A 15,144-nucleotide genomic window follows, 5' to 3' on the forward strand; every position below is an offset into this window, starting at 1 on the left:
GAAGGATTTCGGCGGTAAATGGCGCTGACACTGGCACAGCTTCTTGGGGGTGCAACGGTTGCGGGGGATGTTGAAATCTCCGGCATGACCGTGGACAGCCGCGCTGTGAAGGCCGGTGACCTGTTCGTCGCACTTCCTGGCACCAAGGTGGATGGCCGTTTGTTTATCAAGGCGGCTGTTGACGCCGGTGCTTCAGCGGTCCTGACGACAGACGGCTTTAATGCCGCTGATGTCGGCGTTCCGGTGATCGAGGATGTGAACCCACGCCGCCGTTACGCGCAGCTTGCTGCCCGTTTTTGTGGTCGTCAGCCCGAAGTGCAGGTTGCGGTGACTGGCACCAACGGTAAAACCTCCGTCGCTGATTTCGCGCGCCAGATTTGGGAAGTAATCGGTAGCCCAGCTGCCAGCATGGGGACGCTTGGTGTGCGCTCAGAGCGCTATCAGGAGCCGGGCGGGCTCACAACACCTGACCCCATGGCGCTACACCGCGCGCTCAATATGCTGGCGATCAAAGGTGTGAACCATGTTGCGATTGAAGCCTCAAGCCACGGCCTTGACCAGTTCCGGTTGGACGGTATGCGCCTCAGGGCGGCGGCCTTCACCAACCTGACACGGGATCATCTTGACTATCACAAGACCGAGCAGGGCTATTTTTACGCCAAGGCGCGCCTGTTTGGCGACCTGATTGGCCCCGGCGGCACTGCGGTTATCAATGTTGATGACCCATGGGGCTGCATCCTTGAGGATATCGCGTGGGCGCGTGGCCTGTCGCTGATCACAGTTGGTCGAAGCAAGGACGCGGTCCTGCAACTGGTGGCGCAGGAAGTAACACCCGCCGGCCAGCGCATCGAGGTTAGCTATTGCGGTAGCGCCTATGCCATCGAATTGCCGCTTGTAGGTGACTTTCAGGCACACAACGCGCTGGTGGCAGCGGGCCTTGTGCTCGCGACCGGTGGCGACGCTGAGGCTGTCTTTGCTGCACTTGAGCAGCTCAAAGGTGTGCCGGGGCGCATGGAACTGATCGGCCAGACCGCGAGTGGTGGTTCGGTGTTCGTGGATTACGCGCATACGCCAGACGGCCTCAAAACCGTTTTAAAGGCCGCGCGCAGTCATAACCCGAACAGCCTGCATGTTGTGTTTGGCTGTGGTGGTGACCGCGATGCAGGCAAACGCCCGCAAATGGGTGAGATTGCCGCCGCGCTCGCGGACCATGTGTATGTGACGGACGACAATCCGCGCAGTGAAAAAGCAAGCGCGATCCGCAAGGATATTCTGGTTGCCTGCCCTAACGCCACCGAAGTGGGCGACCGCAGGCAAGCCATTGAGACCGCGATGGCCGCGCTTGGCCAGGGGGATATGTTGATCGTTGCCGGTAAAGGCCATGAAGAGGGCCAGACCGTCGGCGATAAAATACTGCCATTTTCGGACATTGGGACTGTCCGGGAAATTCTGACAGGGGCGTCAGGGCAGGTCAGTGGGGCTAACGGGGGCTGAAACGTGGACTTTAACGAACCTTTATGGACATCGGCAGAATTGATGGCAACGTGCGGCGGGGCAGGCGCGCAGCCATGGTATGCGGATGGTGTGCAAACCGACAGCCGTGATGTGCTGCCGGGCGATCTTTTTGTGGCGCTCAAGGGCGCACGGCAAGACGGACATGACCATGTCGCCGATGCTTTCTCGCGCGGCGCAGTGGCGGCACTGGTGTGCGAGGATGTGGCTGGCAAGGACATTCCTGCCCTTCGTCTTGTGCATGTGCCGGATACGATGGACGCGCTCCGTGCCATGGGCACACAGGCGCGGCGCAGGGCTCCAGCCAAAATCATTGCTGTGACGGGTAGTGCCGGAAAAACGAGCGTAGTACAGGCGCTTCGGCAAGCGCTTGAGCGCACCGAGGCAACCCACGCCAGCATCAAAAGCTTCAACAACCATGTAGGGGTCCCGCTTTCGCTGGCGCGCATGCCGCGCCAAAGCCGCTTCGGTGTGTTTGAGCTTGGCATGAATGCGCCGGGCGAAATTCACGTCAACGCAAAACTCGTGAACCCGGATATCGCTGTAATCACCGCGATTGGTGCGGCGCATGCAGCCAACTTCAAGAAACTGTCAGACATCGCGCGCTCAAAAGCGGAAGTTTTTGAAGGGCTTAGCGAAGATGGTGTTGCCATCCTGGGTGTTGACCATGAATGGGCGGACATCCTGAAGGCGGAAGCGAAACAGAGTGGCCGGAAGTTCATTACTGTGTCTGTAACGGGCGAAGCGGACGTTAAGCCGCTGCGCATGACGGAACACGGTACGTGCACCTGTCTGACCGCAGACATTTTTGGCACAACAGTCACCTACAAAGTGGGCCAGCCAGGCCGCGAATGGGTGCTGAACAGTCTTCTTGTGCTCGCAGCTGTCAAAGCCGCGGGTGGTGATCTCGGTCATGCCGCCCTCGCGCTCGCGCAGTTGCAGGCAGAACCGGGTCGTGGCCGTATCCATGCGCTGCAGCTTGGTCATTCGCGCTGCACGCTTATTGACGATAGCTACAATGCCAACCCGCTCAGCATGAAAGCAGCGCTGCGCCGGCTTTCGCTCGCGCCGACCAAAGGTTTTGGTCGCCGCATCGCGGTGCTCGCGGACATGCGGGAACTGGGCGAGAAAAGCGAAGAAATTCATCTGAAACTGGTGCGCGACCTACAACGTTTCGGCGTTGACCGGGTCATCGCATTCGGGCCGCGTATGGCCAAAGTTGGCCGTGCGGCAGAAATCAATACCGAACGTTGGGAAATGGAAAAAAATTCTGCGAGAAATATCGCGGAAATGCTGCGCGATGGCGATGCGATCATGATAAAAGGGGCAAACAGCGCCGGGCTTGGTCAGTTGGTTGATGATTTACTCGAAATCAACGAACGCGAAGCTGCCGACGATAGCGCTGACAGAATGTTGGGAGTTCGTCATGCTTTATAACCTTTTAGCCCCGCTCGCGGAGCAACACGGCTTTTTTAACCTCTTTCGTTATCTCACTTTCCGGACTGGCTGCGCGGTTCTCACGGCGCTGATCATCTGTTTCATCTTCGGCCCGAAAATCATTCGCTGGCTGAAGGCAAAACAGAAAAAAGGCCAGCCAATCCGGGAAGATGGCCCGCAAAGCCACATCGTGAACAAGGCTGGTACACCCACTATGGGTGGCTTCATGATCCTGCTTGCGCTCGGTGTCTCCACCTTCCTGTGGGCGGACCTTTCGAACCCTTATGTGTGGGCTGTTCTAGCTGTCACACTCGGTTTCGGTGCCATCGGTTTTGTTGATGACTACCTGAAGGTTACCAAGCGCACCTCTGACGGTGTTTCGGGCAAGATCCGCCTCGCATGCGAATTCGCGATCGCGGGCGCAGTTGCCTATATGGTTGCGGACCTTGAAAGCCCGACCTTGGCGCTTCCGTTTGCCAAGAACCTGCTGATTGACCTTGGTTTCCTCTATATTCCGTTTGCGATGCTCGTGGTCGTGTGGTGCGGCAATGCTGTGAACCTGACGGACGGCCTTGATGGCCTCGCCACCATGCCTGTCATCATCGCTGCTGCGGCCTTCGGTTTCATTGCTTACCTGGTGGGTAGTACGGTGTACTCGCAGTATCTGGGTGTGACCTATGTTGCGGGCGCAGGTGAACTGGCTGTTCTTGCCGGTGCCATCATTGGCGCGGGGCTTGGTTTCCTCTGGTTCAACGCGCCGCCTGCAATGGTGTTCATGGGCGATACTGGCTCCCTCGCGCTCGGTGGCGCGCTTGGGACCATGGCGATTATCACCAAACATGAAGTGGCGCTGGCCATCATTGGCGGCCTCTTCTGGCTTGAGACCATTTCGGTGATTGTGCAGGTGTTCTCCTTCAAACTGACCGGCAAGCGGGTTTTCCGCATGGCGCCGCTCCATCACCACTATGAACAAAAAGGCTGGGCTGAGCCCACGATTGTGATCCGCTTCTGGATTATCGCCGTGATCCTCGCGCTTGTTGGCCTTGCAACCCTGAAGCTGAGGTAAGCGAGATTGATCACCGCCCCGGCATATAAAGATAAAAAGATCGGCGTCTTTGGGCTGGCCCGCACAGGCGTTGCGGCGGTGCACGCGCTTGAGGCATCGGGCGCGGACGTTTTCGCTTGGGATGACGCGGAGGAACGCCGTGCGGCTGTGGATCATGCAGCCCATGACCTTTATGCGATGGACGCGGGCGAGCTTGATGCCTTGATGCTGGCGCCCGGTGTGCCGCTCACGCACCCGAAACCTCATGCGCTTGTGACCAAGTGCGCTGAGGCGGGTACGCCCATCATCAGCGACTTTGACGTTTTTGAAGCCGCACGCACCGACCTTCCGGTTCACAAGGTGGTTGCGATTACCGGCACCAACGGCAAGTCGACGACGACAGCACTTATCGGCCATATGGTTGAAGCTTGTGGCCGCCCTTCGGCCATTGGCGGCAATATCGGTAAAGGTGTGCTGTCCTTGAACCCGCTCGATGCAGGCGGTGTTTATGTGCTTGAGATGTCCTCATTCCAGCTGGACCTGACAAAAGCGTTTAACGCCAATATCGCCATCCTTCTCAACATCACGCCGGACCACTTGGACCGGCACGGTGATATTGACGGCTATGTGCGCGCGAAAAAGCGCCTGTTTGATATGCAGGACAACCAGTCCGTCGCCATCATCAGTGTGGACGACCGGCACGGTGCCGCGATGATTGCCGGTGTTTCCGGCCGTGCGGTGCCGATCTCGGTCGAGAAGCCGGTGTCTGGCGGTGTGTATGTGCTGGACGGCGAGCTTTTCGATGCGCTGGACGGTGAAGCGGTATCCTATGGCGATCTGCTTGCGCATGCGCCCATGCTGCTTGGTAGCCACAACTGGCAGAATATGGCTGCAGCCTATGCTGCAGGCCGTATCCTCGGTTTCCATGGTGAAGATATTCTCAAGGCGTTTGGCAGTTTCCCCGGGCTTGTGCACCGGCAGGAAACCATCGCTTATGTTCGTGGTATACGCTTCGTGAACGACAGCAAGGCGACGAATGTGGACGCAGCGTCCCGGGCCCTGAAGGCGTTTGACAGTATCCACTGGATTGCTGGTGGCCGCCCCAAGGAAAAAGATTTCAGTGCGCTTCTGCCGCTGATGACAAGTGTGAAACACGCTTACCTGATTGGCGAAGCCGCAGACGCCATCGCCCATGATGTGGGTGGCGGTGTTGACGTGACGGACTGCGCCGACCTTTCGCATGCCATTGATGCAGCATTTGCAAGTGCGGCGGAAGGCGATGTGATCCTGCTGTCGCCGGCCTGCACCGCGTTTGACCAATTCCGTGATTTTGAAGCGCGCGGCGAAGTATTCCGCAGCCTCGTTAAAAAGATTGAGGAGGAAGCCGCATGATTGCCTTCTCACGCAGTGACAACTCGGTTCTTTCTCGCTGGTGGTGGACAGTAGACCGCTGGATGCTGGCGCTTATTCTGGTGCTGATCACCGTCGGCATTTGGTTGACGTTGACGGCAAGCCCGGCGGTGGCGGAACGGCTTGGACTTGACCCGCTGCACTTTGTGAAGAAACAAGCGTTTTTCCTGACGCTCGCCTTCTTTACAGTCTTGGGTATTTCCATGATGTCAGTTCAGCTTGTACGGCGCTTTGCGGTGCTGGGCTTCCCGGTGATGCTCGGCCTCACCGTGCTCACGCTGATCATCGGGCCTGAGATCAAGGGCGCTACCCGCTGGCTGCAAATTGGCAGCTATACTTTCCAGGCAAGCGAATTCCTGAAACCTTTCTTTATCGTGACGACGGCATGGGTGCTCTCCAGCCACTTCACGGATGAAAAAATCCCCGCGAAGAAAGTGGCGTTCGGGCTTTATATGCTCGTTGTCATGCTACTGGTACTGCAACCCGACTTCGGCCAGACCGTGCTCGTTAGCACCGTATGGATGGCGCAAATGGCGCTTGCTGGGCTGCCGCTCATGTGGCTGATGCTGGCGGGCGTTGTTGGTATTCTGGGGCTTGGCCTTGGCTACGCACTGCTGCCCCACGTCGCGAGCCGTATCGACCGCTTTATCAACCCTGAAAGCGGCGACACCTACCAGATGGACAAAGCCATGCAGGCTTTCGAGAGTGGCGGCATGCTGGGCAAGGGACCGGGTGAGGGCACAGTAAAACTGCACCTGCCAGACGCACACACTGACTATATTTTTGCTGTGGTGGGCGAGGAGTTCGGCGCTATCGCATGTGTGATGCTGCTGATCCTGTTCGCGGGCCTTGTTGTTCGCGGCCTTGCACACCTTCTTGAAGAAGAGAACCCATTCCGCTTGCTGGCGGCTGCGGGCCTTATTATGCAGTTCGGCCTTCAGACACTCATCAACATCGGTGTGAACCTTGCGCTTCTGCCGTCCAAAGGCATGACCCTGCCGTTCATCTCGGCCGGTGGTTCCTCGATGCTCGCGCTCGCGATTGGTATGGGCATGGTGCTGGCGCTTACACGCCGCAACCGCTTTATCAAGCCGGGCATGGACCCCCTTGGCTGGAGGGCCGCTGAATGAGCGATGCGCGTTACATCGTACTGGCAGCAGGCGGCACTGGTGGGCACATGATGCCGGCTGAGGCCGTTGCTGACGTACTGTCGCGTGATGGCTATGACGTGCTCTTGGTCACGGACCCGCGTGGCGATGCGATCAAGAATGCGCTCGTGGACGTGAACCGGTATGTGCTCGATACCTCAAGCCACATGGGTGGCGGGCTGATGGGCAAGGTGCGGTCCGTGCTCTCGATCATCAAGAATACCTTTCAGGTGCGCGGCCAGTTCAAAAAACGCACGCCAGCTGTTGTGGTTGGCTTTGGCGGTTATCCGTCCATGCCTGCAGTGCTGGCGGCGCGAAGCAAGGGCGTGCCTTATGTGCTTCATGAGCAGAATGCAGTGCTAGGGCGTGTGAACCGGTTTATGGCGGAGGGAGCGCGTGTTGTGGCGCTATCGCTGGAGCATAGCGAACGGGTCCCAGCCGCAGCTTATACAGAAGTAACGGGCAACCCGGTCCGCCGCCAGATTTCCAAACTGTCGAACATCGCTTATTCGGTCCCCTTCGGTTTTGGCGATGTGCGCCTGTTGGTGATTGGCGGTAGCCAGGGTGCGCGTATCCTCTCTGACGTAGTGCCGGCAGCACTTGCCTCCCTGCCAATGCCAGTTCGTAGCCGGGTGGAGGTTACCCATCAGGCACGGCCTGAAGACGTTGAACGTGTGCGCGAAGCTTATGCGAAGGCTGGTATCAAACACACGGTTGAAGCCTATTTTGACGATGTGGGCGCCATCCTGCTGCGCTCCCACCTTGTGATTTGCCGGTCTGGCGCATCCACCGTGGCGGAACTTTCCGCCATGGGGCGCCCGGCCATCATGGTGCCGCTTGCCATCGCGGCGGACGATCACCAGACCGCAAACGCCGGTGTGATTGAACGCGCGGGTGGCGGTTGGGTCATGCCGGAAGCCAAATTCACGGCTGAGGCATTGGCCAAGAAATTGACAGACCTGTTGGCTGACCCAAGCACGCTATCGAACGCATCCGAAGCCATGCGTGGTGTTGCGTGCCTGAACGCGGCAGACCGTTTGGCAGCCATTGTAAAGAGTATCGCGAGTAAGGAGGGCGAGACCCGATGAAGAGTATCCCGTTTGATATCGGCACTGTGCATTTCATTGGCATTGGCGGCATTGGTATGTCCGGCATTGCCGAGGTGATGCACAACCTTGGCTATAGTGTGCAGGGTTCCGATGCGGCGGAGAATGCGAACGTCGTGCGGCTGCGCGGCATGGGCATTGATGTGAAAATCGGGCAGACGGGCGAAAACCTCGGTGATGCCAAGGTTGTTGTTATCTCTTCCGCGATCAAGAAAGAAAACCCAGAGCTGGTTGCTGCGCGCGAAAAGCTGCTGCCTATTGTGCGTCGGGCTGAAATGCTGGCGGAACTGATGCGCCTCAAATGGTGTGTGTCTGTCGCCGGCACACACGGAAAAACTACCACGACGTCGATGGTAGCCGCAGTTCTTGAAGCTGCGCACATCGACCCGACAGTTATCAACGGAGGCATCATCAACAGCTACGGCACTAACGCCCGGCTGGGTGAGGGCGACTGGATGGTGGTTGAGGCGGACGAGAGCGACGGTACCTTCGTCAAGCTTCCGGCAACCATTGCTGTAGTCACCAACATGGATGCAGAACACCTCGATTTCTACGGCACCTTTGATGCGGAGAAAGAGGCGTTCAAAGCTTTCCTGGACCGTATTCCGTTTTATGGTGCCGCCATCCTGTGCATCGATCACCCTGAAGTGCAGGGGCTTGTCTCGCACCTGCATGGTCGCAGATACATCACGTACGGCACCTCCGCGCAGGCTGATGTGCGCGCGGTGAATGTTGTCTCCAAACATGGTGCCGTATCGTTTGACGTATCGGTGCGGGACCGCACCGGCGGTGACAGCCGCCTGATCGCCGGTGTGAAACTACCGATGCCGGGCATGCACAACGTGCAAAACGCGCTCGCTGCCGTCGCGGTCGGGCTTGAGATGCAGGTTGATGACGCCACGCTCAAGGCCGCATTTGCCAACTTCGGCGGTGTGAAGCGCCGGTTCACCAAAACAGGTGTGGTGAACGACATCACCATCATCGATGACTATGGCCACCACCCGGTTGAGATTGCAGCCGTGCTGAAAGCTGCGCGCGAAAGCTTTGACCGCAACGTGATCGCCGTGGTGCAGCCGCACCGTTACACGCGGCTCAAGAGCCTGTTTGAAGAATTTTGCACCTGCTTCAATGATGCGGATACCGTCATTGTGGCGCCTGTGTATGAGGCGGGTGAGAGCCCGATTGAGGGCGCGGACCGTGACGGTCTGGCCGCTGGCCTCAAGGATCACGGGCACCGGCAGGTCGACGTAATCTATGGCGAAACGGACCTCGCTGAGGCCGTTCACCGGCGTGCGAGGCCAGGCGACGTTGTCGTCTGCCTCGGCGCCGGATCAATCACGAAGTGGGCCAACGATTTGCCTGCCGCACTTGAGGCGATGGAGAAATCACAATGATGGTTGCGACAAAACACTATGCCTTTATCGACCGGTTGCCACACGTAAAAGGCCGCCTTGTAGAAGGTGCGCCGTTGTCGCGGCTCAGTTGGTTCAAGACCGGTGGCCCGGCCGATGTGCTGTTTGAACCAGCCGACGAGGCTGACCTTGTTTCATTCCTGCGCCATGTGCCGAGTGACATTCCGCTCACGGTGATTGGCGTGGGCTCCAACCTCCTTGTGCGCGACGGGGGCGTGGAAGGCGTGGTCATCCGGCTCGGTCGCGCGTTCTCCGAAATTGAAATCCGCGGTGATGTGGTGAAGGCCGGCGCATCCGCGATGGATGTGCATGTGGCACGCGCTGCCGCGAAAGCGGGTCTCGCGGGCCTTGAGTTCATGGTCGGCGTGCCGGGCACGATCGGTGGTGCCCTCCGTATGAATGCGGGGGCCTACGGTAAGGAAATCGCTGATGTGCTTATTCATGCCCATGCAGTTGACCGTTACGGCCACGTGCATGAACTGCGCGCGGAAGACTTTGGTTTCAGCTACCGCAAGTCGGAAGCTGCCAAAGACCTGATTTTCCTGCGTGCCTCCTTCCACACCAAAACGGGCGACGAGGCTGAGATTTTTGAGCGTATGTCTGAAATCTCAAACGAGCGACAGGAAAGCCAGCCCATTGGCACCCGCACCGGCGGCAGCACTTTCAAGAACCCGGCAGGTAAAAAGGCTTGGGAGCTGATTGACGCTGCAGGCTGTCGTGGGCTCCGTGTCGGTGATGCGCAGGTTTCTGAAAAGCACTGTAATTTCCTCATCAACCACGGCGAAGCAACAGCGGAAGACGTTGAGACCTTGGGCGAAATGGTGCGCGAGAAGGTGAAAGCACATTCGGGCGTCGACCTTGAGTGGGAAATCGCCATCATCGGCCGTAAGGCCGGGGCAGGTGAGGCATGATCCAGACCGCCCTCAAGCACAAGCGTGGGCTAATCTTCACCCTCGGGCTGATCGCGAGCGGCGTTGCCTATGGTACCTGGCTTGCTCCGACCATCGACAGCTGGTTCATGGAACGCTCCCGCGATGCGGGGTTTGTGCTCAATGACCTCGAGCTTGACGGCCTCGTGCGCGCCAACCGTAGCGACGTGCTGGCTGCCCTTGATGTGGACAAGGGCGTGCCGCTTCTGTCGATCAATCTAGAAAATATCCGCACACAGCTTGAACTGTTGCCATGGGTCAAAAAGGCCGAGGTCACACGCATCCTGCCCGGCAAGCTCAAAATCCAACTGACAGAACGTGAACCCTTTGCGCTGTGGCAGCGTGAAGGCACGATCAGCCTGATTGATGAGAGCGGCCATGTGATCACGAGCCATGGCCTGAAAAACTATGCACATCTGATGCTGGTTGTGGGTACCGGGGCGGAACAAGGCGCGCATGATCTCTATGCGCTACTTGACCAATACCCTGAACTTTCTGCGCGCGTGAAAACCGCTGTGCGCGTCAGTGACCGCCGCTGGGACCTAGTGTTTGACAATGGCGTCCGCGTGAAGCTGCCAGAAGGCGCTCCGGCACCCTATGACGCGCAAACCGCGTGGCAAAAATTTGCCGAACTTCAAACGCAGTATCGCTTGCTTGAACGCGAGGTCAGTGTCATTGATATGCGCCTGCCAGACAGGATGATTATGAGAGTATCGCCGGACGGTCACCGCCTGATGGATGGCACCGGTTGGGCAACGTAGAAAGTATTGAGTTAGGCCAAATGAAAACCGTGAACGGCACACCTGAAGGATTGATCGCAGCGCTCGACGTAGGGTCGGCCAAAGTGGCTTGCCTGATCGCTGAAATTGATGCGGGCGGGCATATCCGCGTGAAGGGTGTTGGCAACCGCGCGTGTGACGGCGGTGTCTCAGGTGGCGCCATTGTTGACATGGAAGCCACAGAGCACGCGATCCGCGCCTCTGTCGACCAGGCGGAGAAAATGGCGGGTGCGACAGTCAGCGACGTGTATCTCACCTTCTCGGGCGGCGAGCCAAAAAGCCGTATCGTTGAAGTGAATGTGGATATCGCGGGCCATGCCGTCAGCCAAAGCGACCTCGATAAAGCCGTAGCCCTCGCGAAGGAGGAAGTCGACTTCGCCGAAGACGGATTGCTGCACGCATTCCCTGCCGCTTACGCCGTGGACGGCAATTTTGGCATCAAAGCGCCGCTCGGCATGTACGGCAAGAAGCTGAGTGTCGCACTTCATGTAGTGACCTGTGCGGCTGGCCCGCTCCAGAACCTGCAGGCGTGTGTGCGCCGGGCGCACTTGAACGTTGCTGGTGCAGTAGTAACTCCGTTTGCGGCGGGCCTTTCCACCCTTGTGGAAGATGAAGCCAAGATGGGTGCGGCCTGCATTGATATCGGTGCGGGCACCACGTCTATCGCGGTGTTTGCGCAAGGCTCGCTCGTGCACGCAGAAGTGCTGCCGATTGGTGGCGGTCAAATCACAGAACAGGTAGCGCGCTCCTTGCTCACCCCATTTGAGCATGCCGAGCGGCTGAAAACCTTCAATGGCGCGGCCACGGTTGACTCGCTCGACGAGCGGCTGGAGATCGAAGTGCCACAACTGGGCGAAGAGCGTGATGACGCTGTTGTACGTATGCGCCGGAGCGCACTCACAGGCGTGATCCAGAAAGAGCTTGAGCTTCTTTTCACCACTATCAGTGAACGTTTTGAAGCGTGCGGGTTTGCCGGTGTTGCTGGCCGCCGTGTCGTGCTGACAGGCGGGGTCGCGCAGGCTGAAGGGGTGCGTGACCTTGCAAGCAGGGTGATGGGCCGCCAGGTGCGGATCGGTCGCCCCGAACTTGTGAACGGTCTGCCGCAGGCCGCACAGGCGCCAACATTCGCCGCAGCCGTAGGGCTGCTTATCTATGCAGCCAAGCGACCGGTAGAGGACACCGTTGGCAAGGTCGGAAAAAACAAACGAACCCCACCCCCAGCAAGCGCGCTGAGCCGTCTGTCGCGCTGGGTACGGGAAAACTTTTAACGGGCGGGCTCGTAGCGCTGGTTTTGGCGTGCCGGGCAAGATACAAGGGATCAAACGGAGGTATTGGGCAATGTCTATCGATTTTGGAAACACAGAACTGACTGAACTGACGCCGAAGATTTCGGTGATCGGTGTTGGCGGTGCGGGCTGTAACGCTGTCAACAACATGATCGCTGCTGAACTTCAGGGCGTGGATTTTGTTGTCGCGAACACCGACGCACAAGCGCTTGCAAACGCGAAGGCCGACAACCGCATCCAGCTGGGTGTGGAAATCACGCAGGGCCTTGGCGCTGGCGCACAGCCGAAGATTGGTGAAGCCGCAGCGGAAGAAGCTGTCGACACCATCGACGATATCCTGAACGGTTGCCACATGGCATTCATCACAGCGGGCATGGGCGGCGGAACGGGCACCGGCGCAGCACCTGTGATCGCACGCCGGGCACGTGAAAAGGGTATCCTGACCGTTGGTGTGGTCACAAAGCCGTTCCACTTTGAAGGCGGGCGCCGCATGAAGATTGCGGAGTCCGGCATTCAGGAGCTGGCCAGCCACGTTGATACGCTGATCATTATCCCGAACCAGAACCTGTTCCGCGTCGCGAACGAACGTACCACCTTTGCAGACGCGTTCAACATGGCAGACGAAGTGCTGCACTCGGGCGTTCGCGGTATTACCGACCTTATGGTTATGCCGGGCCTTATCAACCTCGACTTCGCGGACGTGCGCACCGTTATGTCCGAAATGGGCAAGGCGATGATGGGTACGGGCGAAGCGGACGGTGAAACCCGTGCACGTGACGCGGCGGCTGCTGCGATCTCGAACCCGCTTCTAGAAGAAGCGTCGCTCAAAGGTGCAAAGGGCGTTATCATCAACGTAACCGGCGGCATGGACATGACGCTGTATGAAGTTGATGAAGCGGTGAACATGGTGCGTGACCAGGTTGACCCTGATGCGCTGATCGTGTTCGGTTCTGCTTTCAATCAGGAACTTGAAGGCCGTCTACGGGTGTCCGTTGTTGCAACGGGCATTGAAGGTGGTGCTGGCAACGTGCAGATGCCGATGCCGCGCCGCGACAGGATCGAGACCCCGCCAGTATCAGAAAAGCCGGCACCGAAAGCTGAAGTCACTGCGCCTGTAGAGGTTGCTGTTGCCGAAGAAGCGAAGCCGGAAGCGGAAGACAAAGCTGACGACCTGATGTCTGCCATGGCAGCCCTTCAGGAAGCGCTTGAGACGCCGGAAGATGCTGAAGCCACCGGCGAGCACACCATCGAGTTTGAAGCCGAAGAGCCTGCGGCCGAAGTAGAAGCGCCAAAAGCTGTTGAGGACGAACTTGAGGAGCGTGCAGTAGCTGCCAAGGGTGAAGATACCTTCATCGCTGACGCACCGATGACACCAAAGGCGAACCAGATTTCCCTCGGTCAGCCGAATGCCTTCCAGGAAGCGGCTTATGCCAGCGGTTCGCCTGAGAAGCGCACCGAGGAGCAGCCTGTGGTGGCAGAAGAGGAAACTGAAGCACAACCGCAGAAGCGCAGCCTGTTCCAGCTCATGACAGCTGGGCTGCGTTCTGGCGAACCGGAAGCACCGGTCGCGCGCCAGACGCCGTCAAATGACGCAGGTGCGGTGAAGCAGGAGCCGACCCTGGGTGGTGTAACGCCAGAGGAACGCCCGGCCGTTGCGCCAGCCAAGGATCAGCTTGAAATCCCGAGCTTCCTGAAGCGTCAGCAGAACTAAGCTCCTATTGAGCCAAAACAAAAAGCTGGGCATCTGCCCGGCTTTTTTTGTGCCATCGTCTATCTCGCTGTTCAGCTGTTCCAGCGTTTGAGGGCCAGTTCGTCACTCTCCCGCGCGTCAACCCATGTGGCGCCTTCGCCGGTTTCTTCTTTTTTCCAGAACGGTGCGCGTGACTTGAGGAAATCCATCAGAAAGTCGGCGGCTTGAAAGGCCGCATGCCGGTGCGCGCTCATGGTGATCACGAGAACGATATTCTCGCCCGGGGACAATGTGCCATACCGGTGGATGACGCGGCATGCCTGTAGTGGCCATCGTGCCTCCGCCTCATCTGCGACAGCCTGCAATTCACGTTCGGTCATGCCGGGGTAGTGTTCGAGCGTCATGGATGTGAGGGAGCCATCAAGGTCGCGCACGGTGCCTGTGAAGGTCACAATTGCGCCGATGTCTACACGGTCTGCCTTGAGTGCGTTTATTTCGCCCGTGATATCAAAATCATCTGCTTGCACGCTGATGCTGGCCACATCAGCCTCCTGTCACCGGTGGAAAGAAGGCGATTTCGTCGGTATCGCTGATCGTGTGGTCCGTGCCGACATGGGACTGGCCGACGGCTATACGAATGCGGGAGAGGTCCTCAAACGCTGTGGCGTAACCGTTGTCACGTTCGCGGAGGACTTCAATCAGGGCTGCGACGTCTTGCACACCGTCTGGCAGGTCGAACTGCTCTTCCGATTTGCCAATACGTTCGCGCACCCATGAGAAATACAGAAGCTGCGCCATGGCCTAGACCATGTGTTTGAGGCTGGCGCGCAGGTAATCGTAGCCGGTGTAGAGCGTGAGAACCGCCGCAATCCAAAGCGCCGCGATGCCAATTTCCTGTGCTGGCAGGCCAAATTCGACCGCGCCTTTGGACCAGACCAGCATACCGAGGGCTAGCATCTGCACAGTCGTTTTCCATTTTGCCAGCATGGATACCGGTACACTGACATGCACACCGGCCAGGAATTCACGCAGGCCGGAGACTAGCAGTTCACGGCACATGATGATGACGGCGGCGATGACATGCACACCATTTACCCACTGTGCGTAGACCACCATGACGATGACCGCCGCGACCATAAGCTTGTCCGCAATGGGGTCAAGGAAGACGCCGATTTTGGAGACCGAACCGGTGGCGCGGGCAAGATAGCCATCAAAAAAGTCGGTGATGCCGGCAAGGGCGAAGGTGATAAAGGCGATATGACTGCCGAGTGGTTGATCAAGGAAAAATGACGCAACCAGTACCGGGATCACGAAGATCCGGGAAAGTGTCAGTAAATTTGGTATTGTCCACATTCTGATGCTACCCACGCCTTGATTGTGTCGACACCAT

At 58.4% G+C, this 15,144-nt stretch carries 14 protein-coding genes; 11 read left to right on the forward strand and 3 right to left on the reverse strand.

Translation table 11 applies throughout. From position 1 onward, the window contains the following. Positions 1 to 18 precede the first annotated feature (18 nt). The 11 genes from B150_RS0110520 (at position 19) to ftsZ (ending at position 13,775) form a co-directional block, all read left to right on the forward strand. A complete protein-coding gene (locus B150_RS0110520) occupies positions 19 to 1,494 on the forward strand; it encodes a UDP-N-acetylmuramoyl-L-alanyl-D-glutamate--2,6-diaminopimelate ligase (RefSeq protein ID WP_020399885.1) in 1,476 nt (491 codons plus the stop codon). A 42-nt stretch (positions 1,495 to 1,536) separates the two neighbouring features. Further along, entirely contained in the window at positions 1,537 to 2,949 is a 1,413-nt protein-coding gene (locus tag B150_RS20625) for a UDP-N-acetylmuramoyl-tripeptide--D-alanyl-D-alanine ligase (protein WP_020399886.1), read from the forward strand. Next, complete coding sequence (mraY, locus tag B150_RS0110530; RefSeq protein WP_020399887.1) at positions 2,939 to 4,015, forward strand: phospho-N-acetylmuramoyl-pentapeptide-transferase; 1,077 nt, start codon at positions 2,939 to 2,941, stop codon at positions 4,013 to 4,015. Before B150_RS20625 ends, mraY begins: the two co-directional genes overlap by 11 nt. A 6-nt stretch (positions 4,016 to 4,021) precedes the next feature. After that, positions 4,022 to 5,386: a UDP-N-acetylmuramoyl-L-alanine--D-glutamate ligase gene (gene murD / locus B150_RS0110535; RefSeq protein ID WP_020399888.1), complete on the forward strand. Its 1,365-nt coding sequence runs from the start codon at positions 4,022 to 4,024 to the stop codon at positions 5,384 to 5,386. Beyond that, a complete protein-coding gene (gene ftsW / locus B150_RS20630; RefSeq protein WP_020399889.1) occupies positions 5,383 to 6,534 on the forward strand; it encodes a putative lipid II flippase FtsW in 1,152 nt (383 codons plus the stop codon). Before murD ends, ftsW begins: the two co-directional genes overlap by 4 nt. Then, positions 6,531 to 7,640, forward strand: a complete 1,110-nt coding sequence (gene murG, locus B150_RS20635; RefSeq protein WP_020399890.1) for an undecaprenyldiphospho-muramoylpentapeptide beta-N-acetylglucosaminyltransferase — start codon at positions 6,531 to 6,533, stop codon at positions 7,638 to 7,640. The genes ftsW and murG overlap by 4 nt, the downstream gene beginning before the upstream one ends. After that, complete coding sequence (murC, locus tag B150_RS0110550) at positions 7,637 to 9,052, forward strand: UDP-N-acetylmuramate--L-alanine ligase (protein ID WP_020399891.1); 1,416 nt, start codon at positions 7,637 to 7,639, stop codon at positions 9,050 to 9,052. Before murG ends, murC begins: the two co-directional genes overlap by 4 nt. Continuing rightward, complete coding sequence (murB, locus tag B150_RS0110555; RefSeq protein ID WP_020399892.1) at positions 9,049 to 9,981, forward strand: UDP-N-acetylmuramate dehydrogenase; 933 nt, start codon at positions 9,049 to 9,051, stop codon at positions 9,979 to 9,981. The genes murC and murB overlap by 4 nt, the downstream gene beginning before the upstream one ends. Continuing rightward, positions 9,978 to 10,760, forward strand: a complete 783-nt coding sequence (locus tag B150_RS0110560) for a cell division protein FtsQ/DivIB (protein WP_020399893.1) — start codon at positions 9,978 to 9,980, stop codon at positions 10,758 to 10,760. The genes murB and B150_RS0110560 overlap by 4 nt, the downstream gene beginning before the upstream one ends. Positions 10,761 to 10,780: 20 nt before the next feature. Then, positions 10,781 to 12,046 carry a cell division protein FtsA gene (gene ftsA / locus B150_RS0110565; RefSeq protein WP_020399894.1) on the forward strand — a complete coding sequence of 422 codons (1,266 nt, stop codon included), beginning with the start codon at positions 10,781 to 10,783 and terminating at the stop codon, positions 12,044 to 12,046. A 70-nt stretch (positions 12,047 to 12,116) separates the two neighbouring features. Further along, positions 12,117 to 13,775, forward strand: coding sequence for a cell division protein FtsZ (gene ftsZ, locus B150_RS0110570; protein WP_020399895.1), 1,659 nt, complete (start codon positions 12,117 to 12,119; stop codon positions 13,773 to 13,775). Positions 13,776 to 13,846: 71 nt separating this feature from the next. Here the strand turns inward: ftsZ and B150_RS0110575 are convergent, their stop codons facing one another. Genes B150_RS0110575 through pgsA form a run of 3 tightly spaced genes read right to left on the reverse strand, consistent with a single transcriptional unit; the run spans position 13,847 to position 15,107 of the window. Continuing rightward, entirely contained in the window at positions 13,847 to 14,296 is a 450-nt protein-coding gene (locus B150_RS0110575; protein ID WP_020399896.1) for a molybdenum cofactor biosynthesis protein MoaE, read from the reverse strand. A 1-nt stretch (position 14,297) separates the two neighbouring features. Continuing rightward, entirely contained in the window at positions 14,298 to 14,552 is a 255-nt protein-coding gene (moaD, locus tag B150_RS0110580; protein ID WP_020399897.1) for a molybdopterin converting factor subunit 1, read from the reverse strand. Between the two features lie 3 nt (positions 14,553 to 14,555). Beyond that, positions 14,556 to 15,107, reverse strand: a complete 552-nt coding sequence (gene pgsA, locus B150_RS0110585) for a CDP-diacylglycerol--glycerol-3-phosphate 3-phosphatidyltransferase (RefSeq protein ID WP_026168316.1) — start codon at positions 15,105 to 15,107, stop codon at positions 14,556 to 14,558. Positions 15,108 to 15,144 lie beyond the last annotated feature (37 nt).

The sequence above is a fragment of the Kordiimonas gwangyangensis DSM 19435 = JCM 12864 genome, from assembly GCF_000375545.1.
GTDB classification, from domain to species: Bacteria; Pseudomonadota; Alphaproteobacteria; order Sphingomonadales; family Kordiimonadaceae; genus Kordiimonas; species Kordiimonas gwangyangensis.